Here is a 21029-nt window from a genome sequence, read left to right as displayed (position 1 = left end):
CGATCTGCCGGTCCGATCCGGCGCAGTGCCGCCCGCACGATGGGCGTCGCAATGTTTGTCGGCAGCACCGCAACCGGTGCATATTAGCGGCATCGTTCGCCCGACCGGTTGCCCATGACGCCAGACAAAGCCCTCGAACTGAAACGCAGCAAGCGCCGCGCGCTTTGGCTGCTGCTGGCCGCCGTCGCGGTGTTCGTCACGACGATCCTGCTGCCGCGCGGCCCGTGGGTCGACGGCTTCAAGGCCGTGGCGGAAGCCGCGATGGTCGGCGCGCTCGCCGACTGGTTCGCGGTCGTCGCGCTGTTCCGCCGTGTGCCGATCCCGTTCGTGTCGCGCCATACCGAGATCATTCCGAAGAACAAGGACAAGATCGCCGACAACCTCGCGGTGTTCGTGCGCGAGAAGTTCCTCGGCCCCGACGCGCTCGCCGCGCAGATCCGCCAGCACGATCCAGCGCAGAAACTCGGCGCGTGGCTCGGCGAGCCGGCGAACACCGATGCGCTCGGCGGCTATGTGACGAAGCTGATGAGTTTCGCGCTCGACATGACCGACGACGCGCGGATCCAGTCGTTCGTCCACGACGCGTTTCGGGCGGTGATCGACCGGGTCGACCTGTCGCAATCGGCCGGCGCGATCCTCGACACGCTGACGAAGGACGGCCGCCACCAGGCGCTGCTCGACGACGCGATCGAACAAGTGGTCGACGTGCTCGACAAGGAGGAGAACCGCGAGGTGATCGCGGGCTTCATCGTCGAATGGCTGAAGACGCAGTACCCGAAAGTCGAGAAGATCATGCCGACGCAGTGGTTCGGCGAGAACGGCGCGCGGATGCTCGCGAGCGCGGTGAGCCGCGTGCTGGAAGGCGTGGCGGCCGACCCCGAGCACGAACTGCGGCAACGCTTCGACCGGACGGTCGTGCGCTTGACCGAGCGGTTGAAGCACGATCCCGCGTTCATCGAGAAGGGCGAGGAGATCAAGCGCTATATCCGCGACGGCGCCGCGTTCAACGAGTATGTGCGCGACTTGTGGGACCAGTTGCGCGCGTGGCTGAAGGCCGATCTCGCGCGCTCCGATTCGGCGCTGCACCGGCAGGCCGCGACGCTCGGCGGCTGGCTCGGTGCGCGGCTGGCGGAGAGCCCGGCATTGCGCGCGTCGCTGAACGAGCACGTCGAGAAGGCCGTGCACGAGATGGCGCCGGATTTCGCGGATTTCCTGATGCGTCACATTCGCGACACGGTGCGCAACTGGGATGCGCGCGAGATGTCGCAGCAGATCGAGCTGAACATCGGCAAGGATTTGCAGTACATCCGCATCAACGGCACGCTGGTTGGCGGACTGATCGGGCTCGGGTTGTATCTGGTGTCGCTGGTGCCGCGCTGGGCGGCCGGCTGGCTGCACTGACGCGGCCACCGGTATCGCGCGGCGGGCGCGACGGGCCGCGCCCGCGTATCACGCGTGCGCTTTCGAACCGTGCAGTTGCAGGCCGAGCGCCTTGATGACCTTCAGGATCGTGCCGAAGCTTGGGTTGCCGTCGTGCGACAGCGCCTTGTACAGCCCTTCGCGCGACAGGCCCGCATCGCGCGCGACCTGCGACATGCCGCGTGCACGCGCGATCACGCCGAGCGCGTGCGCGATGAAGGCCGGATCGTCGCCGGCTTCCTGCAGGCACGCTTCGAAGTAGTCGGCCATGTCGTCTTCGGTTTTCAGGTGATCGGCCGAATCCCACGGCCGGGTGCTGATCTTGTCCATCGGTTACTCCATGTCGAGATGCGCGAGCATCGCGTGCGCGGCGCGGATGTCGGCCTGTTGCGTCGATTTATCGCCGCCGCAGAGCAGGATGACCCAGATCGTTCCGCGCCGGACGTAGTAGACGCGATAGCCGGGGCCGTGGTCGATCCGCATCTCGACGACCGGCGAGCCGGCGGACTTCCAGTCGCCCGGATTGCCCATCGAGAGACGATCGATGCGTGCCTGGATGCGGCGCTTCGCGACGCGATCCTGCAGGCCGGCGAACCAGGCGTCGAAGACGCCGGTGGTCCGGATGCTGAACGTAGGCGCACTGTAGGGCATCGATTGCAGTATGTCAACCATGGTTCACAGGTTTGGTGTGTTGAATTCCGTTGCCGCTACAGTAGGGCCGCCGGCTTCGTTTGCGTGCCAATTGGCCATTCGGCCGAAGTCGGGATCTTCCGAATCCGTCTACAATCAAAATCGTCTTTGCCGCCCGTGCGTGCTTGCCGCGCGCGGGCGGGTCCGTTTGTCCTCCGGTATCCGGAGGCGCCGCCGTGCAGCGTGGGTTGCGCGGCGGGCAGTGCCGTGGTTTGTGTCCAGTAGGTAAAGCGTCCGCGTGCCGTAGGCCGGCGCGCGTTCTGAACGCTGCGTGTCCGTAGGCCGGGCAGGCGGCATCAACCGAGAGTCCCCCATGAAAGCATCGGATCTGTTCGTGAAGTCGCTGGAAGCCGAAGGCGTCGAGTACGTGTTCGGCATTCCCGGCGAGGAAAACCTCGATCTGCTCGAATCGCTGCGGCGATCGAAGATCAAGCTCGTGCTGACCCGGCACGAGCAGGCGGCCGGGTTCATGGCCGCCACCTACGGCCGCCTGACGGGCCGCACCGGCGTGTGTATCGCCACGCTCGGGCCCGGCGCGACGAACTTCGTGACGGCTGCCGCGTATGCGCAGCTCGGCGGGATGCCGATGCTGATGATCACCGGGCAGAAGCCGATCAAGTCCAGCAAGCAGGGCCACTTCCAGATCGTCGACGTGGTCGACATGATGCAGCCGCTCACGAAGTTCACGCGGCAGATCGTGTCGATCGGCAACATCCCGTCGGCCGTGCGCGAGGCGTTCCGCCGCGCGGAGGAAGAGCGCCCGGGCGCCGCGCACCTCGAACTGCCGGAAGACATCGCGCACGAGGAGGGCGACGGCAAGCCGATCCCGCGCAGCTACAGCCGGCGGCCGGTGGCCGAGGAGAAGGCGATCGCGCATGCGGTCGACGCGATCCAGGCCGCGCGCCATCCGCTGCTGATGATCGGCGCAGGGGGCAACCGCAAGACCACCTGCAAGATGCTGCTCGAATTCGTCGACAAGACGGGCATCCCGTTCTTCACGACGCAGATGGGCAAGGGCGTGATCGACGAGACCCACCCGATGTGGCTCGGCAACGCGACGCTGTCCGATGGCGATTTCGTGCACCGCGCGATCGAGCATGCGGACTGCATCATCAACGTCGGCCACGACGTGATCGAGAAGCCGCCATTCTTCATGCGTACCGACGACAAGACCGTGATCCACGTGAACTTCCTCGGCGCGCAGGTCGATCCCGTCTACTTCCCGCAGATCGAGGTGGTCGGCGACATCGCGAACGCGGTGTGGCAGATGAAGGAGGCGCTCGCGCCGCAGCCGCACTGGGATTTCGCGCGCTTCGCGATGATCAAGGAGCATTTCGACGCCCATCTGGAGAAGGGCCAGCACGATCCGCGCTTCCCGATGTACCCGGTGCGGATCGTCAACGATCTGTACAACGCAATGCCGGTCGACGGCATCGTCTGTCTCGACAACGGGATGTACAAGATCTGGTTTGCGCGGTACTGGCGCGCGCATGAGCCGAATTCGCTGCTGCTCGACAACGCGCTCGCGTCGATGGGCGCGGGCTTGCCGTCGGCGATCGCGACGAAGATCGTGCATCCGCAGCGCAAGGTGATCGCCGTGTGCGGCGACGGCGGCTTCATGATGAATTCGCAGGAGCTCGAAACGGCCGTGCGGCTGAAGCTCGACCTCGTCGTGATGATCCTGCGCGACGACGCGTTCGGGATGATCCGCTGGAAGCAGGAGAACATGAACTTCCCCGATTTCGCGATGACGCTGCAGAACCCCGATTTCGTGTCGTATGCGCAAAGCTACGGTGCGCACGGGCACCGCGTCGAATCGGCCGACGATCTCGAGCCGCTGCTGCGCGAGTGTTTCTCGTCGCCGGGTGTGCACGTGATCGACGTGCCGATCGATTACTCGGACAACGAGCGCGTGCTGAACCGCGAGATCAAGCGCCTGTCGGCGCAACTCTGAATGTCCCGTTCACAGGAAGGAGTCGTTCCATGTTGAAGGAAACCTATCCGTACTACCTCGCCAACGAAGCCGTCTACGCGAACACCGATCTGGAAGTGACGGACAAGTTCAGCGGCAAGGTCGCGACCCGCGTCGCGATGGCCGACGCGAAGGCCATCGACGCGGCGATCGGCGCGGCGGTTGCCGCCGCGAAGCCGATGCGCGAGCTGCCGGCCTACAAGCGGCAGGCCGTGCTCGACCATTGTGTCGCGCGCTTCCGCGAGCGTTTCGACGAGCTGGCCGAGGCGCTGTGCATCGAGGCCGGCAAGCCGATCAACGATTCGAAGGGCGAAGTAACGCGCCTGATCGACACGTTCCGCGTGGCGTCCGAGGAATCGGTGCGCATCGACGGCGAGATCATCAACCTCGAGATCTCCGCGCGTGCGCAGGGCTATACGGGCTACACGAAGCGCGTGCCGGTCGGCCCGTGCTCGTTCATCTCGCCGTTCAACTTCCCGCTGAACCTCGCCGCGCATAAGGTTGCGCCCGCGCTCGCGGCCGGCTGTCCGTTCGTGCTGAAACCGGCGAGCCGCACGCCGATCGGCGCGCTGATCATCGGCGAGGTGCTCGCGGAAACCGACCTGCCGAAGGGTGCGTTCTCGGTGCTGCCCGCGCATCGGGACGGCGCCGACCTGTTCACGACCGACGAGCGCTTCAAGCTGCTGTCGTTCACGGGTTCGCCGGCCGTCGGCTGGGCGCTGAAGGAGAAGGCCGGCAAGAAGAAAGTCGTGCTGGAGCTTGGCGGCAACGCGGCCGCGATCGTCGATGCGGACCAGCGCGACCAACTCGACTACGTGGTCGAGCGCCTTGCGTTCGGCGCGTACTACCAGTCGGGCCAGAGCTGCATCGGCGTACAGCGGATCCTCGTGCATGCCGATCTGTACGACGCGCTGCGCGAGAAGCTGATCGCGAAGACGCGTTCGCTGAAGATGGGCGATCCGAAGGATCCGTCGACGTTCGTCGGCCCGATGATCTCCGAATCCGAGTCGCGCCGGCTGTCGGGCTGGATGGACGCGGCGGTCGCGGCAGGCGCGAAGATCGTCGCGGGCGGCAAGGTCGATGGCGCGATGTTCGAGGCGACGCTGCTGGAAAACGTCGGGCATGAGCAGGACCTGTACCGGAAGGAGGCGTTCGGCCCTGTTGCGATCCTCGAGAAGTTCGACCGCTTCGACGACGCGCTCGCGCGCGTGAACGACAGCGACTTCGGGCTGCAGGCCGGCGTGTTCACCGATTCGCTCACGCATGCGCAGCGCGCGTGGGACGAGCTGGAGGTCGGCGGCGTCGTGATCAACGACGTCCCGTCGTTCCGCGTCGATAACATGCCGTACGGCGGCGTGAAGGATTCGGGCCTCGGCCGCGAAGGGATCCGCTACGCGATCGAGGACATGACCGAGCCGCGGCTGATGGTCGTGCGGCGCCGGTAGCGCGCGGGCAGGCAGCGCGATGCCGCGACGGCACGCGGGCGGGCGATCGGGCCGGCCCGCGTGCCATTTTTCATGGCGGCGCGCGTAGCGGGCCGGTGCCGGGTCTGCATCGCGCGGGTACCGTGCCCGCATCGCGCGGCGGGCTGCCCGAACGCGCTCGACTGCGGGCCTTGCCTCGTGATGTAATCGCGCGAAACTGCCGACCGGGGTACGACGCCGGAAAGCGCGAATTCATTCTTCACGAGGTCGATTCATGTCCCCCGTCTCGGCATTCAAGCTGGTTTTGTTGTCATTCCTTGCGATCGTCGCGCTCGAATGCATCGCCAAGCGGCTGCGGCTGCCGCCTGCCGCCGCGCTGCTGATCGGCGGCATCGGCATCGCGTTCATCCCCGGCCTGCCGCCGATCAATCTCGATCCCGAACTGGTGCTGCTGGTGTTCCTGCCGCCGCTGCTGATGGACGGTGCGTACTTCTCGGTGTGGGAGGAGTTCAAGCGCAACGTCGGCGGCATCCTGCTGCTCGCGATCGGCGCGGTCGTGTTCACGACGTTCGCGGTCGGCTTCGCCGTGCACTGGGTGGCGCCGTCGCTGCCGTGGGCCGCGTGTTTCGCACTCGGCGCGATCGTGTCGCCGCCCGACGCCGTTGCCGCGAAGGCCGTGCTCGAACGCGTCGCGCTGCCGCGCCGGCTGATGGTGCTGCTCGAAGGCGAGAGCCTGCTGAACGATGCGGCTGGCCTCGTGCTGTTCCGCTTCGCGGTCGCGGCCGCGCTTACCGGTGCGTTCAGCCTCGAGCACGCGGTCGTGCGTTTCGCGGAGCTCGGGTTCGGCGGCGTGGCGATCGGCTTCGCGGTCGGCAAGCTCGTCGTGTGGTTCCTGAAGCAGCTCGACGACGACTATCTGGTGATCACCGTCGCGGTGATCGCCGGCTGGATCGCCTATATCGCGGGCGAAATGGTCGAGGTGTCCGGCGTGATCGCCACCGTCACGGCCGGCATGATCATCGGCTGGCATCAGCACGAGGTGTTCTCGGCGGCCGTGCGCACGCGCGGCACCGCGTTCTGGCAGGTCATCGTGTTCCTGCTCGAAGCGATGGTGTTCGTGCTGATCGGGCTGTCGCTGCGTGGCGCGATCCACCGGCTCGGCGGCTTCGAGCAGGTGCTCGCCACGATGGTGCCGCCGATGCTCGCGGTGCTGGCGGCGGTGATCGTGTCGCGTTTCGTGTGGATCTACGCGGTCGAGGCGCTGAAATGGCCGGTGCGCGGGGTCGCGCGGCGCGGCGAAGCGCCCGACTGGAAGGCCGCGACGATCATGAGCTGGGCCGGGATGCGCGGCGTCGTCACGCTGGCGATCGCGCTGTCGCTGCCTGAGGCGATGCCCGGCCGCGACGTGATCCTGGTCGCGTCGTTCGCGGTGATTCTCGTCACCGTGCTGCTGCAGGGCACGACGATCGGCCCGCTGATCCGGCTGTTGCGCCTGCCGCAGCGCGAAGAGCGCGCGGCGCATCACCTGACCGAGCCGCAGACGTGGGCGTACGTCGAGGCGGCGCAGCTCGCGGCGATCCAGCCGCTCGTGCGCGATGAGAACGGGGTCGTGATCCATCCACGCCTGCTCGAGCAGTACACGTACCGTGCGGAATTGACGGAAAGGGCGAAGAACGAGCCCATGTATCCGGCAGAAGTGCGAGCCGCGCACTACGACGTCGTGCTGGCCGCGATCAAGGCCGGGCGCGCGGAACTGTTGCGCCTGCACCGATCGGGCCACATCCACGACGAGATGCTGCACGCGCTCGAGCGCGACCTCGACCTGCAGGAAGTGTCCGCGCAGCACGCGCGAGGGTAAGACCGCACACCTGCGTCATCCCGCCATCAAGCGGCCGGCGCGAGCCGGCCCGAAGCGCGCCCGGGTCAATCGTTGCCCGGCGCGCTTTTTTGCTTCCTCCCGCCGGCCGATTCGGCGTATTTCCATCCGGCCCTTAAATGCTGAAAACAGCCAGCCTTGCAGCGCATGCAAACCTTATCGCGCCGGTCCCGCAAACGTTATCGTCTTTCGAATCCGGAAATGATCTGATTTAACTGTTTCCGTCTCTTTCTGCATATTTGGCAAAACTAAACCGGATTGAGATAGATGCTGTGTTCTAATTTCATTTAGAATCAGCCGGTTATGTTTATTGAGAGAAAGGATGCGGAGGTAATGCGGCCGCCAACGGGGAAGAAATCGGCGTCCGGTGCCCTGCAAGGCAGTGCTGACAGGCCAAATCGGCGGAATCAGGTGGGGCTTTCAACCGCCAAAATAAGATAGCGTCCAAGCCGGATAAACAACTCCTATGAAAGAATCGATTGGAGAATCGGCGTTTGAAACTGTATTTATGAAAGAATCGAGCGGTGATAATGCCTCGGATTGTCTTGAATCGGGGTTATCGGTCCTTCTCGTCGACGATCAACCGTTCGTCGGCGAGGTGATCCGACGCGCATTGCGCAGCGAACACGACATCGACCTGCACGTGTGCACTGACGCGCACCGGGCGATGGCGGTCGCGCGCGACGTGAAGCCGACGGTCATCCTGCAGGATCTCGTGATGCCGGAGATCGACGGCCTCGATCTCGTCCGTGCGTGGCGCGCGGACGCCGGCACCGCTCGCGTGCCGATCATCGTGCTGTCCGCGAAGGAGGAGCCGATCGTCAAGCGCGAGGCGTTCATCGCCGGCGCGAACGACTATCTCGTGAAGCTCCCCGACGCGATGGAGCTGGCCGCCCGTATCCGCTATCACTCGAATTCGTACCTGATGTCCCGGCAGCGCGACGAGGCGCTCGATTTCCTGTCGCACGACATGCGTTCGCCGCAGACGTCGATCCTCGCGCTGCTCGACGTCTACCGGACCGAGCACGGCGAGATGCCGGCGATCATGGAGCGCATTGCCGGCCATGCGCGGCGCGCGCTCGCGCTGGCCGACGGCTTCATCCACCTGACCCGCGCGCAGTCCGAGCGCCGCGCGCACGAGGTCGTGAGTCTCAACGAGATCGTGCTCGACGCCGTCGACCAGCTGTGGGAGAAGGCGGCCGGGCTCGGAAGCCGGGTCGCCGCGCACGTGCCTGATGCCGAGTGCGTGACGATGGGCGACCGCATGATGCTGACGCGCGCGGTCGCGAACCTGATCGACAACGGGCTGAAGTACGGCCCGGCCGGCACGGACGTGCACTGCACGCTGAGCAGCGAGGACGGTGCATGGCTGATCGGCGTCGAGGATACCGGCGCCGGGATCGCGCCGGAGCAGCGCACGGCCGCGACCGAGTCGTTCGTGCAGCTCGAATCCGCGCATGGCGCGGCGCGCGGCGGCTTCGGCCTCGGTCTCTCGTTCGTCCGCGCGACGGCGGCGCGGCATCGCGGCCAGATCCTGATGCGCAATACGGCGCGCGGCTTCATGGTCGCGCTCCGGCTGCCGGCGCAAGCGGAGCGGTGATGTCGCGGCGCGGCCTGCCGGCGCCGCGCTGCCCGCAGACCCCGATGCGCTCGTGGCGCGCCGTCCGGCGCGCTGGCGGGCGCGGATTTTTTTCAACGCTGACTTTAGAAAGCCCATAACGAACATGGCCACCGTGACGCCCCGCGCGACCAATGAAAGCCTGCATCCGACGATCGGCGCTGCCCGGCTGACGCTCGGCAATCGCATCCTGCTCAGCTTCGGCGTGCTGTTCGTGCTGATGCTGGTGACAGCCGGCGTCTCCTACGAGCGACTGCGTGCGATCAACGCCGAAGCCGTCAGCATCGAGCGCGACTCGTTGCCCGGCGTCTATCTCGCGTCGTCGCTGCGCGGTTCGGTCAACGAATCGTTCATGCTGCTGCAGCAGGCGACGTTCGTCGAAACCGATCCCGACAGCGTGCATCGCGATCTCTCGAAAATCGCCGATGCGCTGAAGGAAGTCGAGGCGCTGTCGGTCGACTATCAGAGCACGACGTTCCGCGACGACGACCGGCAGCGCTTCGCGGCGTTCCGCGGCGCGTTCGACCACTACGTGCCGCTGCTGAACGAAGCCGTGCAGAGGAGCCGCGTGTCGCGCGAGGAGGCCGTCGCCGCGTACTCGAAAGTGCTGCCCGCGTGGACCGAAGTTGTGCGCAACGCGAACGTGCTGGTGCAGGAAAACCGCAAGTTCGCCGAGCAATCCGCGAAGCTGATCCGCGAATCCGTGCAGGACACCGAGGTCGTGCTCGCGGTCGCGGTGGCGTTCGTGCTGCTGTCCGCGCTCGGGCTCGGCTACGGGCTGTACCGTTCGGTAACCGTACCGATGGCGCGGCTCGTCGAGGTGCACGACGTGATGCGCACCGGCAACCTGACGCGCCGCCTCGACCTGCGCCGCCGCGACGAATTCGGCACGCTCGAGACCGGCTTCAACCGGATGGCCGACGAGCTGACCGAGCTCGTCGCGCGCGCACAGCAGTCGTCGTTGCAGGTGACGACGTCGGTGGCCGAGATTGCGGCAACGTCGCGCGAACAGCAGGCGACCGCGAACGAAACCGCGGCGACGACGACCGAGATCGGCGCGACGTCCCGCGAGATCTTCGCGACGTCGCGCGACCTGCTGCGCACGATGAACGAGGTGGCCGGCGTGGCCGAGCAGTCTGCGACGCTCGCGGGCGTGAGCCAGAGCGGGCTCACGCGGATGGGCGAGACGATGCGCAGCGTGATGGACGCGGCCGGTTCGGTGAACGCGAAGCTCGCGATCCTCAACGAGAAGGCGCTGAACATCAACCAGGTGGTCGCGACGATCACCAAGGTGGCCGACCAGACCAACCTGCTGTCGCTGAACGCGGCGATCGAGGCCGAGAAGGCCGGTGAATACGGCCGCGGCTTCGCGGTCGTCGCGACCGAGATCCGCCGCCTCGCCGACCAGACGGCGGTGGCGACCTACGACATCGAGCAGACCGTGAAGGAAATCCAGTCGGCCGTGTCGGCGGGCGTGATGGGGATGGACAAGTTCTCCGAGGAAGTGCGCCGCGGAATGCTCGACGTGCAGCAGGTCGGCGGGCAGCTGTCGCAGATCATCGCCGAGGTGCAGACGCTCGCGCCGCGTTTCCAGATGGTCAACGAAGGGATGCAGACGCAGGCGAACGGCGCCGAGCAGATCACGCAGGCGCTGTCGCAACTGTCGGAGGCCGCGCAGCAGACGGCCGAGTCGCTGCGCCAGTCGTCGCAGGCAATCGACGACCTGACGCTCGTCGCGAACCAGCTGCGCACCAGCGTGTCGCGCTTCAAGGTCGACGCGTGACGCGCGCCGACACGCAGAACGGCGCCCACGCGCTGTTCCTGATGTTCGAGCTCGACGGCGAACGCTATGCACTCGACGCGGCCGGCATCGACGAGGTGCTGCCGCTCGCGATCACGAAAGCCGTGCCCGGCGCACCCGAATGGATCGCCGGGCTGCTGATGCGTGGCGGCCAGCCGGTGCCGGTGATCGACGTGCCGATGCTGGCGCTCGGGCGCCGCGCGCATGCGTTGCGCTCGACGCGGCTCGTGATGGTCCGCTACCGCGCGGACGAGGCGGGCGGCGAGCGCACGATCGGGCTGATCGTCGAGCGCGCGACCCAGACGATGCGGATCGACCGCGCGGCGTTTCGGTCGAGCGGCATTTCGACCGCGCGCACGCGCTGGCTCGGGCTCGTCGCGAACACGCCCGATGGCGTCGTGCAGCAGGTATCGGTGTCCGACCTGATCGGTGACGTAGCGCGCCTGTATCTGTTCGACGGCCTGTCGGGCCACGGGGGAGAGTCCGCATGAAAGAGTCCGAATCGCGATTTCGCGGCTGGTTGCTGCGCGAGACCGGCATCGACCCCGATTCGCTCGGCAACGACTTCATGACCCGTGCGCTGACGGAGCGCGTGCACGCGCTGCAGGCGGACGGCGAGCGCCTGCCGTCGGCGGCGCGGCCGCCCGTGACGCAGGATGCGCTCGACGCCTACTGGCAGCAGCTCAACGCGTCGGCCGACGAACGGCGTGCGCTGATCGAGCTGTTCGTCGTGCCCGAGACCTGGTTCTTCCGTGACCGCGAGGCCTTCGCGACGCTCGCGCGGCTTGCGGCGGAACGGCTCGCCGCGCTGCCCGGCCGCGTGATCCGCGTGCTGAGCGCGCCGTGCTCGACGGGCGAGGAGCCGTATTCGGCGGCGATGGCGCTGCTCGACGCGGGGCTCGACCCGGCCAGTTTCACGATCGACGCGATCGACCTCAGCGCACGCGCGATCGAGCAGGCGCGGCTCGGCAGCTACGGGCGCAATGCGTTCCGCGGCACCGCGACGGAGTTTCGCGCGCGGCACTTCATGCCGACCCGCGACGGCTGGCTGCTCGACGAGCGCGTGCGCGCGTGCGTGCAGTTCAGTCAGGCGAACCTCGTCGAACCGGCCGTGGACACGGGCATTCGCTACGATTTCGTGTTCTGCCGCAACGTGCTGATCTACTTCGATCGTGACGCGCAGGATCGCGTGATCCGCTCGCTCGACGAGCGCCTTGCCGACGACGGCATGCTGTTCGTCGGGCCGGCCGAAACGGGTGTCGCGATGCGGCACGGGATGCGCTCGGCGCGTGTGCCGCTGGCCTTCGCGTTTCATCGCGAGCCCGCCGGCGCGGCGGCCGACGTATTCGCGGCCCGGCCGGCGGCACCGCTGTCGGCGGCGGCGCCGTACCGGCGCGCGGAGCGCTTCACGGTTGCACCGCTCGCGGCGACGCGCTCGGTGCTGGCGGTCACACCGCCGGCCTGGCTCGGCGACACGCGTCAGCCGTTCGCGGCGCCACCGCCCGCGATGCAGGCGACTGCGTTCGACGGATGGGCCGACCTGCCGGTGGCGGCGGCCGAATCGGCTGCGCCGGTTGTGCCGGTTGTGTCGGTTGCGGCGGTCGCTGAAGTCGCCGCGCCGACGCTGGAAGATGCGCAGGCGCTCGCGAATGCCGGCGCGTTCGACGAGGCCGAGCGTGTGCTCGCGCAGTTCTCGGCGCGTGTCGGTCCGCATGCCGATGCGTTCTACCTGAACGGGCTGATCGCGGATGCGCGCGGCCGCGCCGCGGAAGCCGGCGACTTCTACCGGAAGGCGCTGTACCTGCGGCCCACGCACCACGAAGCGCTGACCCATCTGGCGACGCTGCTCGACGTCGGCGGCGATCGTGCAGGCGCGCAATGGCTGCTCGAGCGCGCACGGCGCTCGGCCGGCTGACACGACGACGGGAATGGGACCGACACCGCGATGACCAGAGGAATTCTTGACGTCCTCTTCCGCCTAAAGGCGGAGGATTCCCACACCTGGCGATGCACGTCCGCATCGGAGAATGTTCAGCGCAGCGTTGGTATCTCGATCATGCTCGACACCACAGTCACTGCAGGCCCATTCTCTTATTCGCAGTCCCGCGATACCTTTCGGCCGCGTCGTGCTGTCTTGCGACCCGCACGCCGAACAGGACTGGGTCGAACCGCTTTCGTCGACTTCCTCGAACGTGGCCCCGTGCGCGATCGCTTTGTAGCGGAGCTTGTTTCGGAAGGACGACCAGGATGCGTCGTAGACGCTCTTCGCCATCCTGGTTCTGGCGAGTTTGACAGCCGACACGTTGCCGACCGCGATGTAATCGAAGCGCCGCACCAGATCGAGCGCGAGCTTGTGCTGGAAGTCGGCGCGGGCATTCGCAATCTTGGCGTGCAGCTTCGCGATATGTCGTTTGTGCTTTCGTGCCCGTTGCGCTTTCGCCAGCTTTTCCGCCGCTCGTCGACTGAACTGGTCATTGGGCAGCTTCTCGCCGGTCGAAAGTGTGGCGAAGTCTTTCAGGCCGAGATCGATGCCGACGCCGGAACGGACCGGGCGGGCCTGCACATCGGGCATCTCGATCACGATGTTCAGAAACCAGTTGCCGCGTGCATCCTGGGCGAAGTTGGTCCCGTCCTTGATCTTGCCTTCGGGAAGCGGGCGGCTGTTGAACACGCGAAAGGTGTTGCCGGCAAAGCGGAACGCCTCACCCTCGCGCTTCAGGTCACGGCCCTTCAGCGGCACCCAGCCAAGCGATTTCTTGCCGCGATATCGCAGGTAAGGGCGTCGATGCAGGCTGCGCGACTTCGCATATTGTTCGCACGTCGCGTTGATCGTGCCGGAGTGGATGCCGAGTTCCTTGCTACTGCCGGTGGTCAACACGTTCAGGTCGAAACCCGTCGGCCACTTCTTGTTCCACTTGAGCGCGTGTTTCTGCGTGTCATTGCAGAAGTTCCAGACGAAGTTCACCGCACGGCTCTGCTTGTTAAGCAGTCCGTTGAGCGACTTCACGCGGTAGCGGTAGACAAGAATCATGCAGGTGATCCTAACCCGTGGAAGAAGCTACCTGTCAACAGCACGCCTTTCCTTGCCGCCATCAATGGCGGAGTTTCTCGGAGCAATTTCTGATGAACCGCGCCGCCGCTGCCATTGACGAGACGACGATCGACGTCGACGATTGCTGGAACCGGATCGGCACGCGCGGCGACCGCACGTGCGAGCGGCTGAACGACTGCCTGCGCTGCCTGAATTGCTCGGTGTACGCGTATCACGCGGCGAAGCTGCTCGAGCGCCCGCTCGACGGGGCCGAGATGGCCGACACCACGCGCCGGATGAGCGCGCCCGGCGCGCCGCACGTGCACGACGCCGATGCCGATGCGCACCACGCGGCGCTGGCGTTCCGCGTGGCCGGCGAATGGCTCGCGCTGCCGATCGGCGTGCTGCGCGAGATCGCCGGCACGCGCCCGATCCACTCGCTGCCGCATCGCCGCAATTCGGCCGTGCGCGGCGTGGTCAACATCCGCGGCACGCTGCGCATCGCGATCTCGATCGGTGCGCTGCTCGGCCTCGATGCCGACAAGGGCGGCAGCGGTGGCGACGATGGCCGCTTCACGCGGCTGCTGGTGGCTGCGCACCAGGGCGACCCGGTCGTGTTTCCGGTCGACGAAGTCGAGGGCGTGCTGCGCTTCGGCGCATCCGACTGGGTGCCCGTGCCGGCGACGGTCGGGCGCGCGAGCGCCGGCCTGTCGCGCGGCGTGCTGTCGTGGCGCGGCAAGTCGGTGGGCCTGCTCGACGACGACCGCCTGTTCGACGCGGTGACACGGAGCATGCGATGAGCGGCGATGACGACCTGAGCCACCTGTCGCTGCTCGAGCTGTATCGCGAGGAGACCCGCACGCAGACCCAGGCGCTGTCCGAGCGGCTGCTCGCGCTCGAATCGGGCGAGCCCGATTCCGTCGCGCTCGAGGCATGCATGCGTGCCGCGCATTCGCTGAAGGGTGCTGCGCGCATCGTCGGTGTGCCGCTCGGCGTCGACATCGCGGGGCGGATGGAAGAGTGCTTCGTCGCCGCGCAGGCCGGCACGATCGCATTGACGGCCACGCACGTCGACGTGCTGCTGGCGGGCGTCGACCTGCTGGTGCGCGTCGGCGATCCACAGGGGCAGCCCGTGACGTCGACCGAGATCGACGTGTTCGCGGCGGCGCTGACGGGCGCCGACGGCGCGCAGACGATGCAGGCGCCGGCCGCCGTGCCGCCGTCCGCGCCACCGTCGGTCCTGCCGTTTCGCGAGCACGACGGCGCCGCGAACGAGCCCGTCGGGGCCAGTGCCTCGGTGCCGCCGCTTGCCGTATCGGGCGGGGTGCCCGATCCGGCCCAGGCCGGCCGCGTGGCCGGCGCCGGCGCGATGCGCCGCGTGCGCGCGGACACGCTGAACCGGCTGCTGAGCCTGTCCGGCGAATCGCTGGTCGAATCGCGCTGGCTCAAGCCGTTCGCCGAATCGATGCTGCGCGTGAAGCGCGCGCAGCGCGATGCGGCCCGTTCGCTCGATCTGATGTACGAACAATTCGCCGACGATCTCGACGCGGGCATGCTCGCGTCGATGAACGAAGTGCGGCACATGCTCAACGACCTGCAGCGTTCGCTCGCCGAGCGCATGGACGAATTCGACCGCTTCGAGCGGCGCAGCACGCATATCGCCGAGCAGCTTTACGACGAAGCGCTGCAGTGCCGGATGCGGCCGTTCGGCGACGCGACACGCGCGTACCCGCGCATCGTCCGCGATCTCGCGCGCTCGCTCGGCAAGCAGGTGCGTTTCTCGATCGTCGGCGAGGGCACGCAGGTCGACCGCGACATTCTCGACCTGCTCGACGCGCCGCTCGGCCACCTGCTGCGCAATGCCATCGACCACGGCGTCGATTCGCCGGACGCACGGCGCGCGCGCGGCAAGCCGGCCGAGGCGAGCGTGACGCTGGAGGCGCGTCACAGCGCGGGCTCGCTGCTGGTCAGCGTGATCGACGACGGCCCGGGCGTCGACATGGACGCGCTGCGCGCGGCCGTCGTGCGCCAGCGCCTGACCGACGACGAGACGGCCGCGCGGCTGTCCGATCCCGAACTGCTCGAATTCCTGCTGCTGCCGGGCTTCTCGATGCGCGATGCGGTGACCGACGTGTCGGGCCGCGGCGTCGGCCTCGACGCGGTGCAGGAGATGGTGCGTGGCGTGCGCGGCGCGGTGCGGATCTTCAACGAGCCGGGTGCGGGCATGCGCTTCGTGCTGCAGTTGCCGCTCACGCTGTCGGTGATCCGCAGCCTGCTCGTCGAGGTCGGTGGCGAGCCGTATGCGTTCCCGCTCGCGCATGTGCGCCGCACGCTCGAACTCGCGCACGACGATATCGACGTGCTCGAAGGGCAGCCGCATTTCCCGTTCGACGGCCGGCGCGCGGGCCTCGTTGCCGCGCACCAGCTGCTCGACGCGGGCGAGCCCGACGTTGCGCGCACGAGCACGGCGGTCGTGGTCGTCGGCGCCGAGCCCGAGCTGTATGGCGTCGCGGTCGACCGTTTCCTCGGCGAGCGGATGCTCGTCGTGCAGCCGCTCGACAGCCGCCTGCACAAGATCCAGAACATCGCGGCCGGCGCGCTGCTCGAGAACGGCGACCCGGTGCTGATCGTCGACGTCGAGGACCTGATCCGCTCGGTCGACAAGCTCGTGCGCGGCGGGCAGCTCGCGCGGCTCACGCGTGATCCGCAACTCGCGCTCGTCGATCGCCGCCGCCGCGTGCTGGTCGTCGACGATTCGCTGACGGTGCGCGAGCTCGAACGCAAGCTGCTGGAAAAGCGCGGCTACGACGTGACGGTGGCGGTCGACGGGATGGAAGGCTGGAACGCGGTGCGCAGCGATGCGTTCGATCTCGTCGTCACCGACGTCGACATGCCGCGCATGGACGGCATCGAGCTCGTCACGCTGATCAAGAGCGATCCGATGCTCAAGCGCGTGCCGGTGATGATCGTGTCGTACAAGGATCGCGACGAGGATCGCCGTCGCGGGCTCGATGCGGGGGCCGACTACTACCTCGCGAAGAGCAGCTTCCACGACGAGGCATTGCTCGACGCCGTGCACGACCTGATCGGGGACGCGCGCGGATGAACATCGGCATCGTCAACGACCTGCCGCTCGCCGTGGAGGCGCTGCGCCGCGTGCTCGCGCTGCGCACGGACCACCGCGTGCTGTGGGTCGCGACCGACGGCGACGAGGCGGTGGATTTCTGCGTCGCGCATCCGCCCGATCTCGTGCTGATGGATCTCGTGATGCCGAAGGTCGACGGTGTCGCGGCAACGCGCCGGATCATGGCGCGCGCGCCGTGCGCGATCCTGATCGTGACGGCGAGCGTCAGCGCGAACACGTCGTCGGTCTACGAGGCGATGGGTGCCGGCGCGCTCGATGCGGTCGATACGCCGACGCTCGCGCTCGGGCTGTCGGCCGATGCGTCGCCGCAGGCGCTGCTCGCGAAGATCGACCAGATCGGCCGGTTGCTCGAAAGCCGCACCGCGGCGTTCGTACCGCCGGGGCCGGCGCCCGAGCGCGGCCAGCCGACGCTCGTCGCGATCGGTGCGTCGGCGGGCGGGCCGACCGCGCTGACCGCGCTGCTGCGGGCGCTGCCGGGCGATTTTCCGGCGGCAATCGTGATCGTCCAGCATGTCGACCAGGCGTTCGCGCTCGGGATGGCCGAGTGGCTCGACGGTTATACGCGGCTGCCGGTGCGCGTCGCGCGGCAGGGCAGCGTGCCGCAGGCCGGCGAGGTGCTGCTCGCGGCGACCAACGATCACCTGTATCTGTCGCCGCGCGGCGTGCTCGGCTATACGCGGCATCCGGTCGAGACGCCGTACCGGCCGTCGATCGACGTGTTCTTCAACAGCGTCGCGGACGGCTGGCAGGGCGAGGCGTTCGGCGTGCTGCTGACGGGCATGGGGCGCGACGGCGCGCTCGGCCTGAAGGCGATGCGCGCGAAGGGTTGCTACACGATCGCGCAGGACGAGGCGACCAGCGCCGTCTACGGGATGCCGAAGGCGGCCGCGGCGATCGGGGCGGCGTCGGCGATCCTGCCGCTCGAGCGGATTGCCCCCCAGCTGATCTCGCGCGTCACGCGCCCGCTGCGCGACTGACGGCGCTCGAGGGGCGCGCGACACTGCCCCGGTCCGGTGGGCAGGCGTCCGCATTGCGGGCGGCGCGGGGCGTCGCGTACAATGGCGGCCAGCGGAGATGGCATGCCTCCCTGCGGTCGTACGCGGCGCGTTGCGCACGGTGCGACCCTCAACCGCCGGTTAGCCCGGCTGATGATGCCTGCGTGTTCCTGGGTCGTCAGGAGGTCGCAGGCCGTCCATGCGGTATTCTGCCGCCCAGGTTTTGATGTTCCGTCGAATCTGGAAATCATGTTTTTCACGACTTCTGCCGATCTTCTCGCGACCGTGCGCTATGTGTGCCGCTGGCTCGCGCTCTCGGCCCTGCTTGGCACGCTGGCCGGCACGGCTTCCGCCCTGTTCCTGATCGCGCTCGACTGGGCGACCGGCACGCGCGTGGCGCACCCGTGGCTGCTGTGGGGGCTGCCGGCCGCCGGTTTCGCGACCGGCTGGATCTACCATCGCTTTGGCCAGTCGGTCGCGCGCGGCAACAACCTGCTGATCGACGAGATCCACGACCCGAAGGCGCTCGTGCCGAAGCGGATGGCGCCGCTCGTGCTCGTCGCGACCGTCGTCACGCACCTGTTCGGCGGCTCGGCCGGGCGCGAGGGCACGGCCGTGCAGATGGGCGGCGCGCTCGCCGATCGCATCACGCACGTGTTCCGCCTCGATCGCGAGCATCGCCGCGTGCTGCTGATGGGCGGCATCGCGGCCGGTTTCGCGTCGGTGTTCGGTACGCCGCTCGCGGGCGCCGTGTTCGGGCTCGAGGTGCTCGCGATTGGGCGCGTGCGGTACGACGCGCTGCTGACCTGCGTCGCCTCCGCGATCGTCGCGGACGTCGTATGCCGTGCGTGGGGCGTGCATCACACGGCCTATGCGATTCCGTTCGTGCCGGCCGTGTCGGCGACGGGGCTGGCCGTGACGGTCGTCGCGGGCATGTCGTTCGGCGTGGTCGGGCGGCTGTTCGCGTTTGCGACGCATGCGCTGACCGCGTGGTTCCGGCGTGTCGTCCGCTACGCGCCGCTGCAGCCGGTGCTCGGCGGCCTGCTGGTCGCCGCGGCCGCGACCGCGCTGAACGTGCCGCAGTATCTCGGCCTCGGCATCCCGACGATCGAGGCCGCGTTTCATGGCCCGCTGCCGCTCTACGATTTCGCGGGCAAGTTCGCGTTCACCGTCGTCACGCTCGCGTCGGGGTTCAAGGGCGGCGAAGTGACGCCGCTGTTCTACATCGGCGCGACGCTCGGCAACGCGCTCGGCCAGGTGCTGGCGCTGCCGGTGCCCGTGCTCGCGGGGCTCGGCTTCGTCGCGGTGTTTGCCGGTGCGGCCAATACGCCGATCGCATCGACGATCATGGCGATCGAACTGTTCGGCGCGGATATCGGCGTGTATGCGATCGTCGCGTGTGTCGTCGCGTATCTGTTCTCGGGGCACGCGGGGATTTATCGCGCGCAGCGTGTGGCGGTGGGGAAGGGCGCGCAGGCGGAAGTGGAGTGAGGCGGGCGCGGAAGGCAGGTTCGTCGCGGCTCCTCGGGGAACGCGATGCATGCGACTTCGGAGGGGGCGCGTGTCGTTGCTGGTACATCTGATCGGGCCGGGCGGTGCCGGCAAGACCACGGTCGGGGCGCTCGTCGCCGCACGCCTGAACTGGCGGTTCGTCGACGTGGATCGATGCTTCCTGTCCGTGCACGGAAACATCGCCGATTTCATCCGGGACCGGGGCTATGCCGAGTATGCGTCGCACAACGTCCGGCTGTACGAGCAACTCAAGCGCGACATGTCGGCGCCCGCGATCTGCGCGGTTTCGTCCGGGTTCATGCTGTACCCGGACGATGTCGCGCCAGCCTATCCGGCACTCCGCCGTGGCATCGAGGAGGACGGATTCACCGCGCTCCTGTTGCCTTCGTTCGATCTCGAACGCTGCGCGAAACTGGTCGTGGGCCGGCAACTGTCCCGGCCATATCTGGATGCGAATGAAGCCGACGAGACGCGCAAGATCCGCGGCCGGTTTCCTGCGTTCATGCGCCTGACCTGCAAGCGGTTTGAGAGCGACGGCCCACCCGAACATGTGGCCGCCGACATCGAACGCTTTATCGTCGCGTCGATGTCACCGAGCGAAGGCCGCCCGGAACCGGTCGCGGGCGGGCGGCCAATCCCGGTGCTTCGGCGACGGACCTGAAACGCCCGCTCCGTTACTGCTTCGGCAGCCGCGCGACATGGCGCGCCAGCAGTTCCTCGATATCGATGCCTTTTTCCGCCAGCAACGCGGTGACGACGCCGTTCAGTTCGCCGAGCGTTTCCTTGACCGATTCCCGGATCGTATCGACGACCACCTGCGTGCTGCGCTCGATCTCGATGTTGACCGTGTCGTTGACGCCCTTCGCGTCGAAGGTCGTCGCGCGGCGCGTTTCGGGAATCAGCCAGACATCGAACCAGCCTTCGTCGCGGTTGACGTCGGACACCGTCAGGCTGCAGCCGTTGATCGCGATATAGCCCTTCGCGAACACATAGCGCTTGAACGCCTCCGGCACGCCGATACGCACCATCCGGTTATGTTCGGACGACGCGATGTGCCGGATCGCCCCGGTGAAGTCGACGTGGCCGGACAGCGGATGCCCGCCGATTTCCGCGCCGTCCTTCGCGGCCCGCTCCACGTTGACGTTGGCGCCCGTCGCGAGATCGGCCAGCGTGGTGATCCGCAGGCTCGGCAGCATCACGTCGAAGTCGATCAGCTCCGGCGAATGGATGGTCGTCACCGTCAGGCAGACGCCGTCGACCGAGACGCTGGCGCCGATCTCGATGTCGTCGGTAAACCGCTCGGGGAATTCGATGCTGAAGGTTCTCAGTTCCCCGTGATCGGCGATGGTCTTGATGGTGGCAACGCCCTGGACAATTCCTGTAAACATGGTCGATCCCTAGTCGCAAATTTCCTGGTCGACATGATAAGTGATCCCGGAAGCGGCGGCCTTGCGGCGCGCGCTTAGGAGCGAGAGACGAGGTTCGCGGGCGAAAAAAAGGCCGTGCACCTGGCACGGCCTCGATCCGGATCCGTTTATCGACACGC

Annotated in this window: 17 protein-coding genes and 1 riboswitch; of the genes, 13 read left to right on the top strand and 4 right to left on the bottom strand. The window is 67.5% G+C overall.

Annotated elements, in window-relative coordinates:
* Positions 1–114: 114 nt before the first annotated feature.
* Positions 115–1401 carry a DUF445 domain-containing protein gene (locus tag BCO18175_RS01380; RefSeq protein WP_174979038.1) on the top strand — a complete coding sequence of 429 codons (1287 nt, stop codon included), beginning with the start codon at positions 115–117 and terminating at the stop codon, positions 1399–1401.
* A gap of 48 nt (positions 1402–1449) precedes the next feature.
* Here BCO18175_RS01380 and BCO18175_RS01375 read toward each other — a convergent pair whose 3' ends face one another.
* The gene (locus BCO18175_RS01375; RefSeq protein WP_039344756.1) at positions 1450–1749 is read right to left on the bottom strand and encodes an addiction module antidote protein; all 300 of its coding nucleotides are present in this window, start codon (positions 1747–1749) and stop codon (positions 1450–1452) included.
* Between the two features lie 3 nt (positions 1750–1752).
* Positions 1753–2070, bottom strand: coding sequence for a type II toxin-antitoxin system RelE/ParE family toxin (locus BCO18175_RS01370; RefSeq protein WP_174917674.1), 318 nt, complete (start codon positions 2068–2070; stop codon positions 1753–1755).
* Between the two features lie 352 nt (positions 2071–2422).
* Here BCO18175_RS01370 and BCO18175_RS01365 point away from each other — a divergent pair, with 352 nt between their 5' ends.
* The 7 genes from BCO18175_RS01365 to BCO18175_RS01335 all read left to right on the top strand — a co-directional run bounded on the left by BCO18175_RS01365 (position 2423) and on the right by BCO18175_RS01335 (position 12715).
* On the top strand, positions 2423–4063 hold the full coding sequence (locus tag BCO18175_RS01365; protein WP_174979037.1) for an acetolactate synthase large subunit: 1641 nt from the start codon (positions 2423–2425) through the stop codon (positions 4061–4063).
* Between the two features lie 29 nt (positions 4064–4092).
* On the top strand, positions 4093–5526 hold the full coding sequence (locus tag BCO18175_RS01360; RefSeq protein ID WP_174917629.1) for an aldehyde dehydrogenase family protein: 1434 nt from the start codon (positions 4093–4095) through the stop codon (positions 5524–5526).
* A gap of 253 nt (positions 5527–5779) precedes the next feature.
* Positions 5780–7363, top strand: a complete 1584-nt coding sequence (locus BCO18175_RS01355) for a Na+/H+ antiporter (protein ID WP_174979036.1) — start codon at positions 5780–5782, stop codon at positions 7361–7363.
* A gap of 484 nt (positions 7364–7847) precedes the next feature.
* Positions 7848–8981: a hybrid sensor histidine kinase/response regulator gene (locus tag BCO18175_RS01350; RefSeq protein WP_174979035.1), complete on the top strand. Its 1134-nt coding sequence runs from the start codon at positions 7848–7850 to the stop codon at positions 8979–8981.
* 124 nt (positions 8982–9105) lie between these two features.
* Positions 9106–10782 carry a methyl-accepting chemotaxis protein gene (locus BCO18175_RS01345; protein ID WP_174979034.1) on the top strand — a complete coding sequence of 559 codons (1677 nt, stop codon included), beginning with the start codon at positions 9106–9108 and terminating at the stop codon, positions 10780–10782.
* On the top strand, positions 10779–11291 hold the full coding sequence (locus BCO18175_RS01340) for a chemotaxis protein CheW (RefSeq protein ID WP_174979033.1): 513 nt from the start codon (positions 10779–10781) through the stop codon (positions 11289–11291). The genes BCO18175_RS01345 and BCO18175_RS01340 overlap by 4 nt, the downstream gene beginning before the upstream one ends.
* The gene (locus BCO18175_RS01335; protein ID WP_174979032.1) at positions 11288–12715 is read left to right on the top strand and encodes a CheR family methyltransferase; all 1428 of its coding nucleotides are present in this window, start codon (positions 11288–11290) and stop codon (positions 12713–12715) included. The genes BCO18175_RS01340 and BCO18175_RS01335 overlap by 4 nt, the downstream gene beginning before the upstream one ends.
* A 63-nt stretch (positions 12716–12778) precedes the next feature.
* On the opposite strand, the gene BCO18175_RS01330 is transcribed toward BCO18175_RS01335, so the two are convergent.
* Positions 12779–13831 carry an RNA-guided endonuclease InsQ/TnpB family protein gene (locus BCO18175_RS01330; protein ID WP_174979031.1) on the bottom strand — a complete coding sequence of 351 codons (1053 nt, stop codon included), beginning with the start codon at positions 13829–13831 and terminating at the stop codon, positions 12779–12781.
* 92 nt (positions 13832–13923) lie between these two features.
* Between BCO18175_RS01330 and BCO18175_RS01325 the strand changes: the two genes are divergently transcribed.
* From BCO18175_RS01325 to BCO18175_RS01305, 5 genes are all read left to right on the top strand, one after another.
* Complete coding sequence (locus tag BCO18175_RS01325) at positions 13924–14631, top strand: chemotaxis protein CheW (protein WP_174979576.1); 708 nt, start codon at positions 13924–13926, stop codon at positions 14629–14631.
* Positions 14628–16937: a hybrid sensor histidine kinase/response regulator gene (locus BCO18175_RS01320; protein ID WP_174979030.1), complete on the top strand. Its 2310-nt coding sequence runs from the start codon at positions 14628–14630 to the stop codon at positions 16935–16937. Before BCO18175_RS01325 ends, BCO18175_RS01320 begins: the two co-directional genes overlap by 4 nt.
* Positions 16934–17953 carry a chemotaxis response regulator protein-glutamate methylesterase gene (locus tag BCO18175_RS01315; RefSeq protein ID WP_174979029.1) on the top strand — a complete coding sequence of 340 codons (1020 nt, stop codon included), beginning with the start codon at positions 16934–16936 and terminating at the stop codon, positions 17951–17953. The genes BCO18175_RS01320 and BCO18175_RS01315 overlap by 4 nt, the downstream gene beginning before the upstream one ends.
* 84 nt (positions 17954–18037) lie before the next feature.
* Positions 18038–18141: riboswitch (Fluoride riboswitch) on the top strand.
* 79 nt (positions 18142–18220) lie between these two features.
* Entirely contained in the window at positions 18221–19462 is a 1242-nt protein-coding gene (locus BCO18175_RS01310; protein WP_174979028.1) for a voltage-gated chloride channel family protein, read from the top strand.
* A 70-nt stretch (positions 19463–19532) separates the two neighbouring features.
* Positions 19533–20144, top strand: a complete 612-nt coding sequence (locus BCO18175_RS01305) for a shikimate kinase (RefSeq protein WP_254607936.1) — start codon at positions 19533–19535, stop codon at positions 20142–20144.
* A 13-nt stretch (positions 20145–20157) separates the two neighbouring features.
* On the opposite strand, the gene BCO18175_RS01300 is transcribed toward BCO18175_RS01305, so the two are convergent.
* Positions 20158–20871: a riboflavin synthase subunit alpha gene (locus BCO18175_RS01300; RefSeq protein WP_174979027.1), complete on the bottom strand. Its 714-nt coding sequence runs from the start codon at positions 20869–20871 to the stop codon at positions 20158–20160.
* Positions 20872–21029 lie beyond the last annotated feature (158 nt).

It is taken from the genome of Burkholderia lata (genome assembly GCF_902499335.1).
GTDB lineage: Bacteria > Pseudomonadota > Gammaproteobacteria > Burkholderiales > Burkholderiaceae > Burkholderia > Burkholderia lata_B.
The sequence above is the reverse complement of the archived record's forward strand: the minus strand, read 5'-3'. Positions and strand labels throughout refer to the sequence as shown.

Coding starts and splice junctions, on each gene's coding strand:
- BCO18175_RS01380 (WP_174979038.1), top strand. CDS start 115: ATGACGCCAGACAAAGCCCTCGAACTGAAACGCAGCAAGCGCCGCGCG.
- BCO18175_RS01375 (WP_039344756.1), bottom strand. CDS start 1,749: ATGGACAAGATCAGCACCCGGCCGTGGGATTCGGCCGATCACCTGAAA.
- BCO18175_RS01370 (WP_174917674.1), bottom strand. CDS start 2,070: ATGCCCTACAGTGCGCCTACGTTCAGCATCCGGACCACCGGCGTCTTC.
- BCO18175_RS01365 (WP_174979037.1), top strand. CDS start 2,423: ATGAAAGCATCGGATCTGTTCGTGAAGTCGCTGGAAGCCGAAGGCGTC.
- BCO18175_RS01360 (WP_174917629.1), top strand. CDS start 4,093: ATGTTGAAGGAAACCTATCCGTACTACCTCGCCAACGAAGCCGTCTAC.
- BCO18175_RS01355 (WP_174979036.1), top strand. CDS start 5,780: ATGTCCCCCGTCTCGGCATTCAAGCTGGTTTTGTTGTCATTCCTTGCG.
- BCO18175_RS01350 (WP_174979035.1), top strand. CDS start 7,848: ATGAAAGAATCGATTGGAGAATCGGCGTTTGAAACTGTATTTATGAAA.
- BCO18175_RS01345 (WP_174979034.1), top strand. CDS start 9,106: ATGGCCACCGTGACGCCCCGCGCGACCAATGAAAGCCTGCATCCGACG.
- BCO18175_RS01335 (WP_174979032.1), top strand. CDS start 11,288: ATGAAAGAGTCCGAATCGCGATTTCGCGGCTGGTTGCTGCGCGAGACC.
- BCO18175_RS01330 (WP_174979031.1), bottom strand. CDS start 13,831: ATGATTCTTGTCTACCGCTACCGCGTGAAGTCGCTCAACGGACTGCTT.
- BCO18175_RS01325 (WP_174979576.1), top strand. CDS start 13,924: ATGAACCGCGCCGCCGCTGCCATTGACGAGACGACGATCGACGTCGAC.
- BCO18175_RS01320 (WP_174979030.1), top strand. CDS start 14,628: ATGAGCGGCGATGACGACCTGAGCCACCTGTCGCTGCTCGAGCTGTAT.
- BCO18175_RS01315 (WP_174979029.1), top strand. CDS start 16,934: ATGAACATCGGCATCGTCAACGACCTGCCGCTCGCCGTGGAGGCGCTG.
- BCO18175_RS01310 (WP_174979028.1), top strand. CDS start 18,221: ATGTTTTTCACGACTTCTGCCGATCTTCTCGCGACCGTGCGCTATGTG.
- BCO18175_RS01300 (WP_174979027.1), bottom strand. CDS start 20,871: ATGTTTACAGGAATTGTCCAGGGCGTTGCCACCATCAAGACCATCGCC.